Source organism: Aliiruegeria sabulilitoris (assembly GCF_001558155.1).
In the GTDB taxonomy this organism is placed as follows: domain Bacteria; phylum Pseudomonadota; class Alphaproteobacteria; order Rhodobacterales; family Rhodobacteraceae; genus Tropicimonas; species Tropicimonas sabulilitoris.
This window is the reverse complement of sequence record NZ_LOAS01000046.1, coordinates 1-18326: the sequence shown is the minus strand read 5'-3', so window position 1 is coordinate 18326 and position 18326 is coordinate 1. Positions and strand designations below refer to the sequence as shown.

Below are 18326 nucleotides of genomic sequence, written 5' to 3'. Positions count from 1 at the left end.
TCAAACAGGATATGATCGAGGGTGTTGCGACGACCGGTTGAATCCGCCCAATACCTGTCGATCAAATATACAGAGCGGCTCGGCGAAGCCGATATCGAGCCCTCTGTCGGCAGCGTTGGGGACAGCTATGACAATGCGCTGGCCGAAACGATCAACGGTCTCTTCAAGGCCGAGGTCATTCATCGCCGCGGCCCATGGCGCAATTTCGAAGCGGTGGAATACGCAACACTCGAATGGGTGGACTGGTTCAACAACCGGCTTCTGCTTGAGCCTATCGGGAACATTCCGCCGACAGAAGCAGAGGCCAATTTCTACGCAGCTCTGGAAACTGAGGACATTGCCGCGTAACTAACTGAGATCAGCCTCCGGCAAACCCGGTGCGGTTCAACGTGTGTATTCAGGGCTATCCCTAAACCTCCGGAGTCAGGACCGAGTGTACGGCTGAACCAAGGGCCAGATGACTGACTGATTGCCGTTAGGATTCAGGGGAGCCTCAGGCCGAAGAATTTCAAAAATAGGATTTAGGTTATGCGATCCTGATGCGGATGGTGAACCCGGTGAAAGCCAAGATCGATGCCCTGCGCCAGGATGCCCGGGAGAAGATCCCCGGCGAGCTGGCAAAGCTGTTCACCCGCAAGCTTGAACGGAGCGAGTGGAAGCAGCTGTTCCATGGCATCGGCCGGGCTGACATCCTGGCACTCGGACGCAAGGCAGCGCTCGAACTGATGGCCGATCCCTCCAGCCTGGGCCAGAAGACCCATGCGCTCGAGGAAGAGCTGCGCAACTCGCAAAGAACCGGGCCCAACTCAACTCTTCGCACTGCCGCGATTGCGGGCTATCCATCAATATGAACGACCCTCGGACGGTGCTCGCCCGAGACCAACGAACATGCCTCTAGTGAAACTGTGGGGCACTTCACACAGCATCAATGCCTCCGGGAATTCCAGCACAGATCGCGACACGGCCTTGCATAGCCGCAAGCGAGGCCCTTGATGCGGGGGAGGGGCGTCTGCACCGGGGGCGCCCGAAAAGGGGGCAGCGGGTCAGGTGCTGCGCAAGTGATGTGGCTGCGTCGCCACGCGCGTCTGCGCGCCAAGGATGTCCATCAGCACCCAGACGCGCCGGTCCGGCGCAGCCTTCTCGATCTCGGCCAGGAAGCCGGCGAAGGGACCGGTGGCCAGCCGCACGCGATCACCGGGCGACAGACCTTCGGGCATGGCGGAATGTTCCGCGCGACCATAGCGTTGCCGAAGACTGACGATCAGGGCGCGCGGCACGGAGGCCGGTTTCAATCCGAAACTCACGAGCCGGGTGACGCCCCTGGTCGAGTTGACCGCGCGCCACGCGCCTTTCTCGCCGTCTATGGCCACAAAAAGATAGCCTGGAAAGACCGGGCGCAACTCGGTCGTGAACGCCCCGTTTCGCCGGCGTGTTTCCTGATCTTCGGGGCAGAACGTGACGAACCCCTGATGCTCGAGATGTCTGAGGGCGATCTTCCAGCTATTTGGTTTGACCTGTGCCAGATACCAATCCAGCGTGCTCTCAAGCGTCGTCATTATACACCCCTAGTGCCCACGTCGGCAGCTAGCGTTCAGAACGGTTCGAATGCAAGCGAAGATCTGGGCGCCCCGGCAAGAATTCCGCAAAATGGTTTCCGACACCGGTTTTACTCTTCCTGTGCCGAAGGAAATCATATATCGCTCAACCTTGAACGATGCTTTTGACTGTTTCGATGGCAAGGAATTTGATTGTCACAAGGCGCCACGATGGCAGCCCTTGTGCGGTAGCCGTTATCACGGTCGTGTTCTGAATGCCATTCCGCCAGACCGATGCCCAGGAAGATGCACGCTTCCGCATTCTTCATCTGCTTCAGAGCAATCCCGAGATGTCTCAGCGCGACCTTGCCGCTGCGGCGGGCATCAGCATCGGCAAGGTACATTACGTGTTGAACGCGTTCGTCGAAAAAGGGCTCGTCAAGATCGGGAACTTCACGGCGGCCAACGACAAACGGCGCTACACCTATATCCTGACTCGCAAGGGCCTTTCGGAAAAGGCGGCCCTGACAGGGCAGTTCTTCAGGCGAAAGCTCACCGAGTACGAGGCGCTCAAAGCCGAGATCGAAGTGCTGCGCTTGGAGATGGACAAACTCGGCGACAGCTCTCTCGTTGAGCTGAAGGATGCCGCCGGCCGCGACCATGGATCAGATCGGCCAGAAAGCTTGTCGGAAAACGATTTTCTCCAACCTGATACGTCTGAGCGGAATAGCAGATAGCATGTTTGGCGCGCATCCGAACCAAAACCGCATGCCCCTGTAAAAGGCTGGACTGCCATGGGACAACAAAAGCCCACACACCACGTTCTTGAGTGACGCCATACAAAAGCAACACCCTCAAAAATTACAGAAAAAACCAGATTTTCTTACAATGGCGGGAGCGGCCGCTTGGTGAGTGGAATTGAATGAACCAGGACAAGCGAAGAATAGAAACCCCAAGTGACGTCATCGCCGCGATGTATTGGGGCCATTGCGCCGAAATAGAACTTGCGACTGCAAAGCTCAAATATAGAGGCCTGCTTCAACATGCCTTGAAATACGCCCTGTGGGCACTCGCGCCTGGTGGTGTTCTTACGATCCTGGACAACGGACCCAATGACGGATTTGTTGCGCCATTTACCGTCCCGTTTTCGATTGTGCGCATGCTTGCGTTCCAGATGCTCGGTGCAGAGACTGAAACACTCGACCTGGACCCGAAACGACAAGTTATTCAGTTGAAGCGAATATCGGAGCCGGTGGGCAACACTTGGCAGGCCGGGATAATCATCTCTGGCGCACCGCAAGAGAAACAGCCCCTGCAATCGGCCTTGGAGGGGCTTCTTGCCCAGCCTGAATTGACACGACCTAGTTCTGTTCTCGTTTGTGGCCCGAAAAGTGCCAAGGGACTACTGCCAGCGGACATCGACACATCGAAACTGGAATACATTCCCTACGAAGGTACTGCAGCCAAACCGTTCCCAATCTGCAAGAAGAAGAACCACCTTATCTCCGCCATGACGGCAGACAAGATCATAGTATCTCACGCACGTATCAAGTTCGACGCTAACGTTCTACGAAACAGCCCCAACGAGTTCGACTTTGCTGCACCAATGATCTTTGTTGAAAGCGGCCACTATCGCAAGCGCCATATTTCTTACACCATTCAGGATGCCAGGCTGCCCGCTCGGTATGGGACGCGTGTCAATCTCGGCTCCCGGTATGCGGATGACCCGAGGATTCATTTGTCTGCGCGCCAACCTTTCATCGATGGCGCCGTATTTCTTGCCGCGCGTGAGAGCTATCTCCGCAACCCTCTCAACGCCAATCTAGGATGGGGCGATGCAGAAGACGTCGAATGGTGCACTCGCGCGCAGGCAAATGGTTTTCTTGTAGATTTTTGGCCTAAGGTCACGGGCATCACGACAGTGGACAAATTAAATACGCGGACCGAGTTGCCAAGCAAAGTATTCGAACTCGCGCAGTTCACGAAACGAAACCTTGTGAGGATATCTCGTTCTACAAGGCACGTGATTGAACTGGCAGCAGGACGACGTTGATTCCACGGGGTTCTCGGGAGTTATATGATCAATGACTGCAGAAAACCTGACACCGCCTGAAACGCCATTCGCCAAGATCCGCCGGAACTTGATCGGATCTATTGGCGTAGCCCTGGGCGTTTTCATGGCAACATCACTTATCAATTTAGCACTGATCGGGTGGATGGGCCACGTCGATGGCCTTTCACTCATCGGCTGGTGGACCTTGGTGATGACAATTATGTCGTTTGTCTACATAATCGACTTTGGTCTCCGCGACGCACTAACACGCTCGGTCACACTGAGCGAGAGCGTACAACCTTTATCGATAATCCTACGCTTGTGCAAATGGACATTTTCAATATCGGCGATATTAAGTATATTCGGTCTGATCGTAGTTCAGCTCGCCGGACTCCGATTTGACATGTGTATCTTGGGCTTATTGGCAGGATGGGCGGGCATCCTTCAAGTTACAAGCGGTTGGCTCATCAGCGTTCGACTGGGCAAGCATGAGCATTATTGGTTCTACTTAAAAACATTAATAAGGGTTATCATCCAAACAATATCCGTCATTGTCTTGTTGCAGTCGACTGACAAGTTCCTAGCTCTTGGAATAGGAGTATTTACAGGGGCATTGGCGGAGACTGCGCTCTCCATCTTTGCGGTATCGGGACAGTTCTCAACCTGGCTCAAACGCGACGACAGGTCGGAGCCAACCTTTCGAGAAATTGTAGATCTCGCAAAAGGATTTGGTTTCGCCAACGTGCCCCAACGCCTTCAAGAACCAATATTGCGCATTTTGCTGACGAAGTTTGGCGGACCAGAATTGCTCGGGGCATTCACTGTGGCATCGAAACTACCGCAAACTGCTAGCGCGGCAATTTCTAATGGCATGAGACCCATGTTGCCCGGTCTCAGTACGATGTCCACGGATCCGGCCGCCACCAACAGCATTCGCTTGATCTCACAAAGTCTTTTTCTGCAGATGGCGCTCGGGCTCCCTTTCTCAATATTCCTGTGGTTCAATTCCGCAAATATTTTTGAAATTTGGTTGAACCAAACAGATCAAAACCTTGTCGCTGTAACTAAGATCCTGATATTCGGCTATATGGCGATCAACCTTACAGTACCGTTCTTTTGGGCGACACAAGCATTTGGGAAAGCGCATATCGTTGGATCATTTACCGTGGTCAACATCGCTATTATTGCAGCATTCTGCAGCATTACCTATTACTTTGATGGCGTCAATCTACGCCGGTTCGCATTGATCGTCGCCATTTCGCAAGTAGTGTTTTCTTTGAGTATTCACTGGTACTGCGCGGCGCGCTGGAAAATCGTTCTGGAAAGCTATTGGAAGGTAAACTGGAGATACCTACTTACACTTACGATACCTCTGTACCTTTCCAATTTCATCCTTTCTCTCTGGAACAGCAAAGCCGCTATTCACTTGCCTATTGCAATCTCTGTTTCCACTGCCACGTTGCTGGTTAGCTTCGCTCAGATAGCAGCGGTACGGTCAAAGAGAAAAAACCCATCCATTCAAAACCAATAACACGGAGCCCGCCGCTATGAAACGCCTTATTGTTGACTTGGACCAAACGATCGCCGGACCGAAAACGTCGAGTTACCTCGACTGCGCACCAGACAATGAGTTGATTGACCGCCTCAAGGAGTATCGAGCCGACGGGTTTGAAATTGTGATTCATACAGCCAGAAATATGAACACTTACAATGGTTCGCTGGGAAAGATTGTTGCCAATACTGTGCCAGTTATCATAGATTGGCTCGCCAGGAATGGCGTGCCCTATGACGAAGTTTTAGTAGGAAAACCGTGGTGCGGGACCGAAGGTTTTTACATAGATGACCGCTCCGTTCGGCCGGACGAGTTCAAATCTATGACAAAGGATGAAATACACCATCTACTGAATCGGCAATAATCAGCGTTTGTACTGTGGGGCGAAGTAGTAAAATGAGTCGCGAGACACCAGATCTTTTAATTCTTTCCGGCGCATATTGCAGTGCGGAAATTACAGCCGAATTTGGGGCTTTGCCACCGGCCTTCCTACCTGTCGCCAACAAACTATTACTCGAATTGCAGGTCGCAGCGCTCCGGGATGACGTTGGACAAATATATATCACCCTACCATCGAGTTTCCACGTCAAACCAGCCGATAAGAGATTGATGTCGACGCTAAACGTTTCGGTTATCCGAACAGCTTCGGAGCTACCCTTGGCGAAGGCAGCCGAGTTTGCGCTAAAACACTTATCAAAACCCAGCTCGCTAATGATCTTATTCGGTGACACTTTAGTATCCCATGACAGCGCGTTGGCCCCGGATCATTTTGCAGTGTCCAATACGAGCGAATACTTCCAATGGGCAGATGTCAGTCGTCCGAACAATAAGAGCGTTCGCCTTGATATGGGTTATAAATCGGGAGAACGGGTCCGCACTGTGGCGTGCGGATTGTTCTCCTTTTCGTCAGCGCCCGAGTTTTTGCATTGCCTCGAAACGACTGGCGACTTTTTGGCCGCAGTAGAAGCTTACTCCGTTGAACGGGAGTTATTTGAAGAGCCGGTCGCGGAGTGGTACGACTTCGGTCACTTGCCGCTTCTGTACCGCTCTAGACGAGAGATGCTTGTTAGCCGTGATTTTAATACCGTCATTAGTGATGGAAACAAAGTAACTAAATTTAGCACTGATCGAAGTAAAATTCGTGCGGAGGTCGAGTGGTACCTGAACATACCCCCCCATTTACGATCGTTTTTGCCGCAATTTATTGAATTTTCCGATCACGCCAAACGCCCGAGCTATAGCTGCGAATACCTTTATCTCCCGACATTGGCAGAACTTTCTGTGTTCGGTCGTTTACCGAGATACGTATGGAGAACGATCTTGAATTCTTGTCTGGAATTTTTGTCGCTTTGCCGCACTGTTCCAGAATCCGAATTGACCCCATTGAACGAGGTGAATTTCGCAAGTTCATACTATGCTGAGATAATCGTTAATAAGTCTATCAGTAGGTTTTCTACATTTATCAAGAGCCGGGGATGGAGCAGGTCCACAATTATTGAAGTGAACGGAGTTGATAGTCCGCCACTGTGGGACATCTTGGATACTTGCCTCTCTATGATTTCTCCCACTAGCACGCTCGACTTGGCGTACTCTCACGGGGACTTCTTCTTTGGAAACTCATTCTTTGATTTTCGCGCCGGTAAGATTAAAGTCATTGATCCGCGGGGATCAGTTTTTCCCGGCAAGCCCACGGTATACGGCGATTACCGATATGATCTCGCAAAGCTCTCTCACTCGGTGATAGGTGGCTATGATGTTCTACTGGCTAATCGAGCTGGATTTGAAACTCTTGGCGAGCAACGATTTCGGTTATCGGAGGATTTTCTTTCTACGCAGGACGATCTTCTGAACCTCTACAAGGATCTTACTTTCCTTGGCAATCCTGTTTTATCCAGAGAAATCATTGCGATGACATGCCTTCTGTTTCTATCGATGTTGCCCCTTCACGCTGAGCAGAAGTCACGTCAGGACGCCTTTCTTGCAAATGCAGTTCGTTTGTATAATCTGATCGAGGGAACACCGGTATGATTGCTATTCCTATGGCGGGCTTGAGCTCAAGATTTTTCGAGGCGGGATTTAATGTTCCAAAATACATGCTGAGTTTACATGGACGTCCTGTTTTTGACTATGCGCTCTCGTCCTTTCGGAACCAGTTTCACGATCAGGAGTTTCTGATAGTGTGCAGACGTTACTACGGAACACCGGATTTCGTACTCGAAAGATGCTCTGCGCTAGGAATTCGAAGGTTTCAACTTGTCGTTTTGGAAGAAGAGACCTCTGGTCAGGCCGAAACGGTCAACAAGGGTCTGGACGCAGCAAACGTCAAAACCCATGAACCTCTAACAATTTTCAATATTGATAGTTTCCGAAGAAATTTCAGGTATCCATTTGACAGTCCGAACACGTCGTCGTTCCTTGAAGTGTTTTATGGAGATGGAGATCACTGGTCGTTTGTATTACCTTCACGGAACGAAACGTGTGAGAGCGCGGAGGACGGGTGTGTGAAAGGGGTAACGGAAAAGGAACGGATATCAGACCTTTGTTCCAATGGGCTTTATCACTTCGCTTCGGTCAAAGACTATAGGTATGCTCTCGAAGCTGAGAAGGAAGAGCCCACCCAGGCACTTTCCGAGAGTTATATAGCGCCGGTATACAACCATCTTATCAAGCGCGGTGATGAGGTAAGGTACCGCATAGTTCCAACTGGGGATTTGGTCTTTTGTGGCATCCCAGAAGAGTATTATAGAGCACAACGTTCAAAGGTTCTAAAACAGCAATTTTGGGAATCGTAGAAAGAAGTGCCGTGCCCGATATGTTGGACCTAAATTTATTACGTAGGCGTGCGCGGCCTATAGGGTATGATTTGAGAAAAAGATGAGAAAGACCTACTTGCGCTTCCCTGACATCCTTGTGATTTTGTGTCTTTTTGGGCTTTATTCGCAGGTTCCCCTTTCCGCCGGCAACTTGTTTATTCCGAACGTGATTGGATTATTGACTGGCTTTCTATTGCTTACGCTTAATGGGAAGAGATTGCAGAAGAACCACGTTTCAGCGATGCTCGGACTTGTACTTGTAGTGTTTGTAGGTATATTGCTGTCTCCAGACGTGGTTTTGTACTTTCCGGCGCGATTGAAAGCTATGGTGCAGCTTATTATTTCGCTTTTGGCAGGATATGGATTGTACCTAGAGTTTAGAAAGTACTCATATCAAAAGGCTCAAAACATCCTGAGCGGATTTGTGGTGCTCGTGATAGTTGGGAGCGCTTTAGAAATCTTTACCCCGTTGAGAGGTGTTTTTCAGACGTTCTCGAATGCATTTTGGGAGTACGACTTCGAACGAACACTTATTCGGGACCTAAATATCGCTGGCTTTTCGAGGCCGATTTTTCTGACCAGCGAGCCATCCCATGTTGCAAAAGGCGCTGTCATTTTTTTGATAAGCTTGATGCTATTGAACCCCAGCCAGAAAAGTGCTGTTTGGATTTCTGCGGGATTGATCGCAGCGCTGGCGATCGTGAGAAGTGCAAGTGTTGTGATTGGCTTGCCAATGGTATTTTCTGCCTACTACTATTCCATGACAAAGGAACTTGGGAGGCGAGAGAGACGAAAACGTCGACGGAATGCCGTTTTTCTTGTTCTTCTTATCGGCATCCCAGCCGCTTTAGCAGGGATGTCGCTTATGGAGGACCGGATTTCACAAATTAGTGCTGGAAGGGATTACTCGGCTTCAGTTCGATTATTGTCTGGATTGAACATTGGAATATCGGGAGCTATGGAGTATCCGATCGCCGGAGTTGGTCTTGGTGGCTTTGCTTCCTTGGAAAATATAATTGTTGACACTTTGGTTGCGGGAGGGGTGCCCGCCGGCGTCGCGGAGGAAAATTGGGATCGCCAACTGAATAATGGAATCGGAGTTCACTTTCTTTATTTCGGTTTTTTTCTTCTCCCTGTTTACTTATTCGCATTCCACCGCTTGGTTAATCGACTATCCGGCGGAAGCGGAATTATGATCATCATTTTAATGGCACTAATTAGCTTTGGGACGGGCGCGATCTATGGGCCGCGCTTTGTGATGTATTATTTTTTATTTTCCGCTTCGGCCTACATTGCGGCACTTGAACGGCGCTCAAGCCAAGCGCTTTGGTAAACAGATAGTGTCTTGGGGCTGTCATCAAAATAGTCTGATCGTGAGGAACCAAGGTTCATGAAAGTCGACCTTGTCATTACGGGAATGCACCGAAGTGGTACGACATGGATGGGGCGTGCCATTGACGCCTTACCTATCTATGGCGTTGTGCACGAACCCTTCAACGTTGATCATGGCGTACGGGATGTGCCAAATTGGTACCTCGACCACCGTCGGGACAAAGATACTAAGTTCGCGTTGAAAGTGGTTTCCGAAATAGAAAACGGTACTGCGAACTTCAGATGGACTCCCAAATGGAAGAATCCGGTCAGATCCTTTGGTACATTGGTCTTAGGCACTCGAGCCGCGCGACACTTTCGCCAGGTCGTGCGATCGGGTGTCGAAAAACTTGCAATCAAAGATCCCTTTCTTTTGATGATGGTTCCGGAAATTCAACGGCAAGGAGTGAAGACAATAGTGTCGGTTCGACATCCTGGCGCTATCCTGCTGTCCCTACGTCGGTTGTCATGGCCCATTCCCACGGAGCATCTTTGGGGACGTGATCCGGCCGGAGCCATTCGTGCCCGTGAACATGGCGATATAGCAGCGATTTGTGCGTTCTGGAATGGGGTATACCTGCCTGTTCTTGATCTTTTGAGAAAAGGTTCCGGAGAAAGTATCTTTATCGCTAATCATGAAGAGATGTTCAACGACATCGAAGAACTTGAGGAAACATTGCGTAGATTTCTTGAGATTGGAACTGCATTCCCGGAATTCTCTTCCTTCTTGAGGAACTCGACAAGTGGCGAAACTGTCAACCCATCCCATAAGAAGCTACATGATTTCTCACGAAACTCATCTGAACTGGCAAAATCGTGGAAAAAAAGTTTCTCCACCGAAGAAATTCGGTATTTTGATGACAACGTTGGTGAGGCGTTCGAAACTCTTAATAGTTGGAAAAATGGCTAGCTCAGCTCAACCTATATCGTTCGATGAATTTGCGGACATTTAAACTGGGCTTTCTGCAGAGGTGGACTTTAAGCGCTTCGTGACGTAAAAGATACTCTTGCCATGACCGGGGTACTTCGGGGATTGGCCTGCAGATCGCGATGCCGTTGAGGGTTTAATTTGGAAACGAGCTTCGATGAGTGCTAATAGAGAAAAGATGATCATTATTATTGGCCTTCCGAGATCGGGCACCACGATGTTGGGCAAGATCTTTTCGGAGAGCGGTCAATGCGACTACCTAGAAGAACCGAATGTGATTTGGCGGTATTCAAATTTTCGTCGCTATCGGCACGACGAATTTTCGCAAGAAGACGCCAGGCCGGAAATAGTTTCGTTTATCAGGAAATGGTTTCGAAAGCGTGCGGGGACTAAGGGTGTGGGTGTGCTTGTAGAAAAAACACCTGCGAACGTGCTTCGTGTGGATTTTGTTCACAAAGTTTTTCCGGATGCCAGATTTATTTTTTTGCAAAGGCCCGCATCAGACGTTAAGAAATCGATAATTCGCCTTGTGTCCCAAAAGGAGGATAGAAATGCTGAACTCTTGGATGACAAGAGGATTCTTAGATCTTCGAGAATGAGAATTCAGAGGTTTGTTGACGCGCCAAATTTTGACAAACTGGCATATGTGCCAATGGCACTCAACGCGTTTTCTGGCGGACTGCTATTTCAGGCGGAAAAGTTCTGGGGACCAAGGCCCAAGTCCTGGAAAGAAATGAGCGCCTTGCCTCTGGAGGAAATGGTCTCTCGTCATGTCGAAGCCATGTCGGCGAGCTTTGGTAACGCTCTTGAGACCCACCGCAGTCGATCGCTGAAGGTGGATTATAGTGACATTGTCGGGAATCCACAGGCGACGCTGCGTGATATCGAAGAATTTGCCGGAATTTCTCTTGGCTCATTGCCAACATGGATTCCGAATTCTTCGAAGCAATGAGGCGCTCTCAGGCGTCGTCCTCCAGTAACTGCGTGATGAGAGAATGTAGTCAAAGGAGTTCATCTGGTGCGCATCGTTTTCGTCCATAGTGATTTCGGCGACGATCCAAATACAGGTGGGGGGCCGATTTATGACAGGCGCTTGATGAATTCCCTTTCGTCACTCGATGGTGTTGTGGTCGAACCATTTCCGGTCTTTCGGTGCCGGGCAAGGAGGTTCCCGATTTGGCAGGCAAGGGTCGAGGCGGATGCAAGAGCCAGACTGGCGCAGTTGAAGGCCGACGGAGCGCTAATCGTCGTGTCACACGAGGCCCTTTTCTCGGTCGTCGATGAGTTTGACTCGGAAGCAAGCCCGGATCTGCTTATTGTGCACAACTTCATGCCGCGGTTTTCATATATGGGGCGACCGTTTCTTTCTGCTCTGTACACTACGGGTGCCAAGGCGTTTTTCAGACGGTATCTGGGTAGGGCTCGGTGTCTGCTTTTCCTCTCTGATCCTGATTATGCTGGTGCAAACGCCCTGATGGACGGAGGGTTGTCCAAGAATTCGCTCGTGCTCGCACCACCTCCACGCCCCATTGACGTCCAGGAACGCGTCAGCGGCTTGATCCATGTGGACGGAAGCAAAGGTTGGCGTGCAAAGAGGCTTGGAGAACTGACGGAGAAGGAAAAATCTCAGGTTATTGAACGTGGCTATCGGATCGGAGATTTCGGTGATCCAATGTGTAGCGCAAACGGCCTGATCACAGATCGGTTTGCCGTTGGCTACAAGCTAAAATTGATGCAGATGATCTACGCTCGGGACGTAATCGCTTCGTTTGCCGATCTCGAGGAAGATGTACAACAAGTCGCGCCCGGCTACCCGTGCTATTGTACCGTTGGATCGCTCGAAGAGGCTTTGGATTTCTTTGATACTTTTCGATCCGCCCCCCCTGAAGGCAAGCTTTCGGAGACTACGCGTCTTTTGTCGGGCTATACATGGAAATATGTTGCAGAACAGGTGTTTGCGTTTATTTCCAAAGAAGGAAGAAAAGGCTAGGCGAGGTGTATAGAGCCATGAGAGGCTTGGTGGAATTCGCGACACAACCGAGCGTCAGGAAGATGTAGTGGCGAAAGGCTACGCTCTTCGATTTGATCGTGAGCTTGCGCATCGTGTCTAGCAGTGGACGGACATTCTGACTGACCTGTCAGACATAATCTTGCGGTTGAGTTTGGCAAGGAAAACCCGATTGCGGACGTTACGCCTTCCAGGATCCAGCGTAAGAGCAAACCTGCATTTTCAGGAGAGGACAACGGTTTGAAAATCACCGTTATTACAGCAGTCTACAACCGTGTTGAGACCATTGCTCAGGCGCTCGATAGCGTTGCTGCACAGAGCTACGGAGATGTTGAGCACTTGGTGGTCGACGGCGCGTCGACCGACGGCACACTCGAGGTCGTTCAAGAACGCATCCATCATAAGATACGCGTTATCAGCGAACCGGACGACGGAATATACGATGCCCTGAACAAGGGTATCGCCGCCGCGACCGGGGATATCGTTGGCCTGATGCACAGCGATGATTTTTTTGCTCAAAACGATGTGCTGAGTAATGTGGCCTATATCTTCGAAACAACCGGGGCAGACGCGGTCTATGGCGATCTCGATTATATCTCCGCCAGCAATCCGGCCAAGGTCATCCGTCACTGGAAGGCCGGGGTCTATACCCCTCGCAAACTTGCCCGGGGATGGATGCCACCTCATCCGACCCTGTTCATGCAGCGGGATGTCCTCGAACGTCTAGGGACCTATGATACGAGCTATCGGATCTCGGCGGATTATGAAGCTATCCTCAGGTGGTTCGGCAAGGGGGGCGTAGCGTCCTTCTACCTGCCGGAAGTTTTGGTGAAGATGAGGGTCGGAGGGGAAAGCAACCGATCGATCGAACGCATCCTGCGAAAAAGCTGTGAGGACTATCGCGCGCTGCGATCGAACCGCGTCGGCGGGGTGGGAGCACTCGCCTGGAAGAACTTCAGCAAACTCACGCAGTTCTTGAATAAGTAAAACGCAACCATGACCAAACGCGCTCTGATTTTGAGTCCCACGAGGCAGGACGGATCCTATCTTACGGAATTGCGGCTTGGGCAGTCGGCCACTTTAGCGCCGGGTTAGGCCCGCTGCCGGCGCTGATGCGGCGCTTCCCTCTAAGAGAGGTGGTCGCAGAATTTCGGACCAGTCGCTAAGCTTTAGCGACTGAGAAAGAACAGACCTGAGATGACGAAACGAAAGCGATATTCTGCGGAGTTCAAGGCGAAGGTGGCGCTGGAAGCCATCCGCGAGGAGCTGACGACAGCTGAACTGGCCAAGAAGTACCGCATTCACCTGAACGCCTTCGAGACCGACTCGGAAGCCCGCAAAGGGATCGGCGCTTTGATCGCCTATTGCAACGAGAATCGCCCGCACTCATCGCATGGGCTGCTGACGCCTGGCGAGGCATATGATAGATGGACCCGGAACCTGAAAGCCGCCGCCTAACATGAAACCCATGATATAGCTTAGCCCGGCGGCAAATTGGTCGAGAAACCAGGACCACTTCAGATGGGTTGAAATGAACCCTTCGAAAGCCACAAAAACTTGTATAGGAACCTTTGGAGTTTCAAAGGCAAAGAATATGACAGAGCACTTTTCTTCCTCCCAGAGCCATCCCTTTCAGCATGGAACGCAGCACGATGAAATAAACCTAATGGCTCTGTCCGCTACACTATGGCGCGGGAAAATATGGATCCTGCTCTGCATGGTATTCTTCGCTGTCTTGGGTGGATATTATGCCCTCCGGTTGGCAGAGCCGAAATACAGTGCAACGTCTGTAATCGTATTCTCTCCTGGCGAAACTCCTCTTCTCGATCTGGAGAGCATCGTCAGCGGCTCATCGACGGATACCAACAGTCTCAACACGGAGATCGCAATTATTCAGGCACGCGAAACTCTGGAGCAGTTGGTCGAGCAGCTGAATCTAACAGAAGACCCGGAGTTCAATCCCAAATTGGTGGAAGACCCCGATGCCTTTTCTCTAACAAACACTATAACAACCTTTCTGGGCTTGAGTGATGCTCCCCCCGTCGTTGCGCCTAAACAGGAAGCCGCGCTCACGCTGCGACAGACGACCGAGAATGTCGCGAGAGTGCTTAATGTTCGCGCCGAACGAAACACATACCTGCTCAAGATCACGGCTACTTCCACAAACCCAGTCCGAGCCGCGGAATTGGCCAACACACTGGGCGAGCTCTACATCGAAAACCGACAAGGGAAGACATTCGCTGCGACCGAGCAGGCGATCGATTGGCTGTCAGAAAGAGTTAGAGAACTGGAAACGGAACTGCGTGGCCAGGAGGAGGGGATCGCCGCGCTTCAAGGCGAAACCAACCTGATTAATCGTGAAACGCTTGAACGTATGAGAGTTCAGGCCAAGGATTTCCGCGACCGGCTGACTGTCCGACAAGAAGACCTCATTGAGATCCGCTCGCAACTTGCCGTTATGCAAGAAGCGACGACATCGGGCGACCCCAAAAAAATCGTCGAGGTCTTCGGAGATTTAACTCTCAGGCGCCTTCTGCAGGTTCGACAGGGTGAGAACGCGTCGGTTTCACCGGCATTCAACGTTCGTGTTGAAACGCTCCTGTCAGCGACAGACACAGAGATCGCTCGTGCCGAGCGGGAGATCGAGGCATTGTCTGCTTCGTATGAAGCGCTGCAAAATGAGATCGACGCACAAGCCAAGGACCTCCAAAGGCTAGAGCAAATGGAGCGCGAACTCGAAGTAACGCGCGATCTCTACCAGACCTTCCTAACCGGCCTGCAGGAAGTCACGGTGCAGGTGGGCCTTGTTCAGACTGACACCAGTCTAATGTCGCGCGCGCTGCCGCCGCTAGTTCCGATCTCACCGAAAACTAAGCTTATTCTGGCGATCTCAGCCTTTCTCGGAGGCATTTTTGCATCCGCTTGGTTGCTGATCCGTGAAACTATGAATATGACAATCCGATCTAGTTTGGATCTTGAGGCTCTGTCCGGTCAAAAACTTCTGGGACAGGTGCCTCGCTTTCCCATCCGTCGCCGGAGCGACCTCGTCGGCTATCTACGTGACAAGCCGACTTCTCCGGCAATGGAGGCCATCCGCAACCTGCGTACATCGCTCCTGCTTCTCAAACCGGACCGGCAGCCAAAGGTTATTATGTTTACATCCTCGATTCCGGGTGAAGGAAAGACCACCCTCGCAGTTGGGCTGGCCATGAACCTAGCGGGGCTGAGCAAACGTGTGCTGCTAATCGAGGCAGATATCCGCCGCTGTACCCTGTCGAAGTATTTCTCGGACTCAGACCGGGCTCCGCACAACAACCTGTTGCGGGTGCTAGAGGGTGATGTCCAGCTTTCTGAAGCGGTGAATTCCAATCTCACCGAAGGGATACACGTGCTGTTGGGCGAGAACACCACGATCAACGCGGCGGACCTGCTGTCTTCGGAATCATTCAGTAAACTCCTTGAAGATGCGCGAACGCAATACGACTTCGTCATCATCGACACACCACCGGTCCTAGTGGTACCTGACGCACGAGTCCTAGCGCCCGTCGTCGATGCCTTGCTCTTCGCTGTGAAGTGGGATTCGACGCCGCGCGGACAGGTTATGGAGGCGATGCGCCAGTTCGAAGCTGTGGATCAGCATGTGACGGGTCTTGTCCTGACCCAGATCGATACACGCAAGCAGAGACGCTATGACTACGGCTCGCGGGATGGCGGCACCTATGGCACTTACGGAGACGGATATTACTCGAAATCGTAATCTATAAGCGATTGCGATTCAGCTGTCTCCCTTACCAAATACTCTCCAAATTAATAGGAATTACATGACAAAACGCGCTCTGATTTCCGGGGTCACGGGGCAAGACGGGTCCTATCTTGCGGAATGTCTGCTGAAGAAAGGCTACGAAGTACACGGGATCAAGCGCCGTGCCTCGCTGTTCAACACCCAGCGGATCGATCATATTTACCAGGATCCGCACGATCCGACTCCCAATCTCAAGCTGCATTACGGCGACCTCACCGATACCTCGAACCTGACCCGCATCCTTCGGGAAGTGGAGCCGGACGAGGTCTACAATCTCGGGGCGCAGAGCCACGTGGCCGTCAGCTTCGAAGCGCCCGAATACACCGCCGACGTGGATGCGATCGGCACGTTGCGCCTGCTGGAAGCGATCCGTTTCCTCGGGCTGGAGAAGAAGACGCGCTTCTACCAGGCATCGACCTCGGAGCTCTACGGCCTTGTCCAGGAGACGCCTCAACGCGAGACGACGCCCTTCTACCCGCGCTCGCCCTACGCCGTGGCCAAGATGTATGCCTACTGGATCACGGTGAACTACCGCGAGGCCTACGGGATGTATGCCTGCAACGGGATCCTGTTCAACCACGAGTCTCCGCGCCGCGGCGAGACCTTCGTGACCCGCAAGATTACCCGCGGGCTGGCCAATATCGCGCAAGGGCTGGAGGACTGCCTCTACATGGGCAATATCGATGCGCTGCGCGACTGGGGCCATGCCAAGGACTACGTCCGTATGCAGTGGATGATGCTGCAGCAGGATGCGCCGGAGGACTTCGTCATCGCCACCGGGGTGCAGTATTCGGTGCGCGAGTTCATCACCTGGAGCGCGCGGGAGCTGGGCATCGAGCTCGAATTCTCCGGCACGGGCGTGGAGGAGATCGCAACGGTTGCCGCTGTGACCTCGGACATGGCGCCGGCGGTGAAGCCGGGCGACGTGGTCCTGCGCATCGACCCGCGCTATTTCCGCCCCGCCGAGGTGGAGACGTTGCTGGGCGACCCGGCCAAGGCCAAGGAGAAGCTCGGCTGGGTGCCCGAGATCACGACGCAGGAGATGTGCGCCGAGATGGTGGCCGAGGATCTCAAGACGGCGCGGCGGCACGCCCTGCTCAAGGAGCACGGCTACGAACTGCCCGTGTCGCTGGAGGGCTGAGATGAAGATCTATGTGGCAGGCCATCGCGGCATGGTCGGCGGGGCGATCCTGCGCCGGCTGGAGGCGCGCCGGGCGGCGGGCGAGGATCTGGAACTGGTCACGCGCAGCTCGTCCGAGCTGGACCTGACCGACCAGGCGGCGGTGCGAGTCTTCATGCAGGCCGAGCGCCCCGACCAGGTAATCCTGGCCGCCGCGCGGGTGGGCGGCATCCATGCCAACAACACCTATCCGGCGAATTTCATCTACGAGAACCTGATGATCGAGTGCAACGTGATCCATCAGGCCTTCGAGGCCGGGGTGCGCAAGCTGCTGCAACTCGGATCGAGCTGTATCTACCCGCGCGCCGTGCCGCAACCGATGCGCGAGGACGCTCTGCTCACCGGCACGCTGGAGCCCACCAACGAGCCCTATGCGATCGCCAAGATCGCCGGCATCAAGCTCTGCGAGAGCTACAACCGCCAGCGCGGCACCGATTACCGCTCGGTCATGCCGACCAATCTCTACGGGCCGGGCGACAATTTCCACCCGGAAAACAGCCATGTTATGCCGGCGCTGATGCGGCGTTTTCACGAAGCCGCGCAACGTGGCGACAAGGAAGTGGTCGTCTGGGGCTCCGGCAAGCCTTGCCGTGAATTCCTGCATGTCGACGACATGGCCGAGGCCTCGCTCTTCGTGCTGGATCTCGACCCGGAGACCTACCAGAGCGAGACCGAACCGATGCTCAGCCATATCAATGTCGGATCGGGTACGGATGTGACCATCAGGCAGCTGGCGGAGATGGTGGCGGGGGCGACAGGTTTTCAGGGCGAGCTGGTCTTCGATGCCAGCAAACCGGACGGCACCATGCGCAAGCTCATGGATGTCAGTCGCCTGGAACGTCTGGGCTGGAAGGCGTCCATCCCGCTCCAAGAAGGTATCCGCGAAACTTACGGCTGGTTCCTCGAACACCAGGACAGTTTCCGGGGCTGAGGCCCTCGGCACAGGCCAAGCGGATCTTATAATACAAATCCACGGTGAAGGTCCACCTAAGGTCTTAGTCCGAAGAAGTCCAAAGTGTTAAAGTATGTGTTAGGTGTTTGATCCCAGGTTTTGATGGTGCGATCCGTTCGTTGGAATGGAAGG

At 52.7% G+C, this 18326-nt stretch carries 16 protein-coding genes and 2 pseudogenes; 17 read left to right on the top strand and 1 reads right to left on the bottom strand.

From position 1 onward, the window contains the following. Positions 1-45: 45 nt before the first annotated feature. Both AX756_RS23115 and AX756_RS23110 read left to right on the top strand, forming a co-directional pair. Positions 46-348: pseudogene (locus AX756_RS23115) on the top strand (integrase core domain-containing protein); the annotation flags it as partial. A 191-nt stretch (positions 349-539) separates the two neighbouring features. Continuing rightward, positions 540-851, top strand: a complete 312-nt coding sequence (locus tag AX756_RS23110) for a hypothetical protein (RefSeq protein ID WP_068317791.1) — start codon at positions 540-542, stop codon at positions 849-851. A gap of 192 nt (positions 852-1043) precedes the next feature. Here AX756_RS23110 and nusG read toward each other — a convergent pair whose 3' ends face one another. Beyond that, a complete protein-coding gene (nusG, locus tag AX756_RS23105) occupies positions 1044-1556 on the bottom strand; it encodes a transcription termination/antitermination protein NusG (RefSeq protein WP_068317788.1) in 513 nt (170 codons plus the stop codon). A gap of 254 nt (positions 1557-1810) precedes the next feature. On the opposite strand from nusG, the gene AX756_RS23100 reads away from it, so the two are divergent. The 15 genes and pseudogenes from AX756_RS23100 to fcl all read left to right on the top strand — a co-directional run bounded on the left by AX756_RS23100 (position 1811) and on the right by fcl (position 18173). Continuing rightward, positions 1811-2272, top strand: a complete 462-nt coding sequence (locus tag AX756_RS23100) for a MarR family EPS-associated transcriptional regulator (RefSeq protein ID WP_082739320.1) — start codon at positions 1811-1813, stop codon at positions 2270-2272. A 185-nt stretch (positions 2273-2457) separates the two neighbouring features. After that, positions 2458-3588: a hypothetical protein gene (locus tag AX756_RS23095; RefSeq protein ID WP_068317785.1), complete on the top strand. Its 1131-nt coding sequence runs from the start codon at positions 2458-2460 to the stop codon at positions 3586-3588. Between the two features lie 31 nt (positions 3589-3619). Beyond that, positions 3620-5119: a lipopolysaccharide biosynthesis protein gene (locus AX756_RS23090; RefSeq protein WP_068317782.1), complete on the top strand. Its 1500-nt coding sequence runs from the start codon at positions 3620-3622 to the stop codon at positions 5117-5119. 16 nt (positions 5120-5135) lie between these two features. Continuing rightward, entirely contained in the window at positions 5136-5504 is a 369-nt protein-coding gene (locus tag AX756_RS23085; protein WP_068317780.1) for an HAD family hydrolase, read from the top strand. Between the two features lie 32 nt (positions 5505-5536). After that, the gene (locus tag AX756_RS25880) at positions 5537-7168 is read left to right on the top strand and encodes a hypothetical protein (RefSeq protein ID WP_156461645.1); all 1632 of its coding nucleotides are present in this window, start codon (positions 5537-5539) and stop codon (positions 7166-7168) included. Next, positions 7165-7932 carry a glycosyltransferase family protein gene (locus AX756_RS25320; RefSeq protein ID WP_082739319.1) on the top strand — a complete coding sequence of 256 codons (768 nt, stop codon included), beginning with the start codon at positions 7165-7167 and terminating at the stop codon, positions 7930-7932. The genes AX756_RS25880 and AX756_RS25320 overlap by 4 nt, the downstream gene beginning before the upstream one ends. A gap of 82 nt (positions 7933-8014) precedes the next feature. Continuing rightward, the gene (locus AX756_RS23070) at positions 8015-9286 is read left to right on the top strand and encodes a hypothetical protein (protein ID WP_068317773.1); all 1272 of its coding nucleotides are present in this window, start codon (positions 8015-8017) and stop codon (positions 9284-9286) included. Between the two features lie 57 nt (positions 9287-9343). Next, on the top strand, positions 9344-10234 hold the full coding sequence (locus tag AX756_RS25315) for a sulfotransferase domain-containing protein (protein WP_082739318.1): 891 nt from the start codon (positions 9344-9346) through the stop codon (positions 10232-10234). Positions 10235-10430: 196 nt separating this feature from the next. Then, positions 10431-11204 carry a sulfotransferase family protein gene (locus AX756_RS23065; protein ID WP_163886921.1) on the top strand — a complete coding sequence of 258 codons (774 nt, stop codon included), beginning with the start codon at positions 10431-10433 and terminating at the stop codon, positions 11202-11204. Positions 11205-11270: 66 nt separating this feature from the next. Then, positions 11271-12242 (top strand): hypothetical protein, encoded by a 972-nt coding sequence (locus tag AX756_RS23060; protein ID WP_068317771.1) that lies wholly within the window; start codon positions 11271-11273, stop codon positions 12240-12242. A 258-nt stretch (positions 12243-12500) separates the two neighbouring features. Next, positions 12501-13247: a glycosyltransferase family 2 protein gene (locus AX756_RS23055; RefSeq protein WP_068317769.1), complete on the top strand. Its 747-nt coding sequence runs from the start codon at positions 12501-12503 to the stop codon at positions 13245-13247. Positions 13248-13457: 210 nt separating this feature from the next. Continuing rightward, positions 13458-13565, top strand: a pseudogene (locus AX756_RS26945) (transposase); the annotation flags it as partial. 289 nt (positions 13566-13854) lie between these two features. Next, positions 13855-16017, top strand: a complete 2163-nt coding sequence (locus AX756_RS23045) for a GumC family protein (protein WP_068317763.1) — start codon at positions 13855-13857, stop codon at positions 16015-16017. Positions 16018-16081: 64 nt separating this feature from the next. Next, positions 16082-17203, top strand: coding sequence for a GDP-mannose 4,6-dehydratase (gmd, locus tag AX756_RS23040; protein ID WP_068317762.1), 1122 nt, complete (start codon positions 16082-16084; stop codon positions 17201-17203). A 1-nt stretch (position 17204) separates the two neighbouring features. Next, entirely contained in the window at positions 17205-18173 is a 969-nt protein-coding gene (gene fcl / locus AX756_RS23035; RefSeq protein ID WP_068317761.1) for a GDP-L-fucose synthase, read from the top strand. Positions 18174-18326 lie beyond the last annotated feature (153 nt).